Source organism: Nonomuraea sp. NPDC005730, from assembly GCF_040630865.1.
In the GTDB taxonomy this organism is placed as follows: Bacteria; Actinomycetota; Actinomycetes; order Streptosporangiales; family Streptosporangiaceae; genus Nonomuraea.
Window position 1 is genome coordinate 1 of record NZ_JBEXYK010000151.1, and the last position, 1,069, is coordinate 1,069.

Genomic DNA, 1,069 nt, shown 5'->3' on the forward strand with positions numbered 1-1,069 from the left:
CAGGTGATCGGCGCCATGCAGGGCCTGCAGAAGCTGGCCGGCCCGCAACGGATGCTGATGATCGGTGATTCCAAGCTGATCTCGTATGCGAACCTGGCCGCGATGACCGCCGCCGGGGTCGGCTTCATCGCGCCGGCCTCCAAACAGTACGTCAGCGCCGCGACTCTGGCCGGCCAGGAGATCGCCACGGCCACCCGGGTGGACTACGTCGCCGCCCGGGACGAGGGCAAACCCGCCGGGCGGCGTGGCGTCTGGCACGTGCGCGAGGACGACATGACCCTGGCCGGGCCGCGCAAGAAGGACCCGGTTCTGGCGTTGCGCCAGGTGTTCGTGCACTCCTCGGCCCGTGCCCAGGCCGCCGAGGCCGCCCGGGCCAAGAAGCTGGAGCGGGCTCGCGATGACCTGGCCCGGCTGGAGCGCGGCCTGGGCAGCCGCCACTACCCCACCGAGCAGGCCGTCGCCGACCGGATCACCGCGATCGGCCGGGCCCGCCGGGTCAGCGCCTACCTGACCGCCGAGACCGGCACCGACCCCGGCACCGGCAAACCCACCTTGGCCTGGCGTTTCGACCAGCAGGTGGTGGACGCCGAAGCCGCCACCGACGGCTGGTACGCGCTGCTCACCAACCTGCCTCCTGAGACCACCGGCGCTGAACAGGTGCTACGCCACTACAAAGGCCAGGAAGCCGTCGAGCGTCGCTACCAGGCGTTCAAGGGGCCACTGGCCGTCACCAGCCTGTATCTGAAGAACAACCGCCGCATCGCCGCGCTGATCACCGTGATCTGCCTGGCCTTGCTCATCTTCTGCCTGATCGAACGCCAGGTCCGCCAGGCGCTCGCCGCCTGCGGCCAGACGAAGGTCGATGGCTTGTATGCCGGACGGCCCGCCGTCCCCACCGGCAAGCTCGTCCTGGACGCGCTGGCCGGCATCCGGCTGATCCCGGGCACCGGCCAGTCACCCCCGACGATCCCGCAACCCACCGACCTTCAACTGCATCTCCTGGACCTTCTCGACATCGATCCACGAGACATCCGCTGAAGATCACTCACGTGCGGAAAACGGGGCTAGC

1 protein-coding gene is annotated in these 1,069 nt (G+C 69.5%); it reads left to right on the forward strand.

Annotated features, from left to right (window positions below):
- A partial coding sequence (locus tag ABZ444_RS51445; RefSeq protein WP_358012717.1) for a hypothetical protein occupies positions 1-1,038 on the forward strand: 1,038 nt, incomplete at its 5' end.
- Positions 1,039-1,069 lie beyond the last annotated feature (31 nt).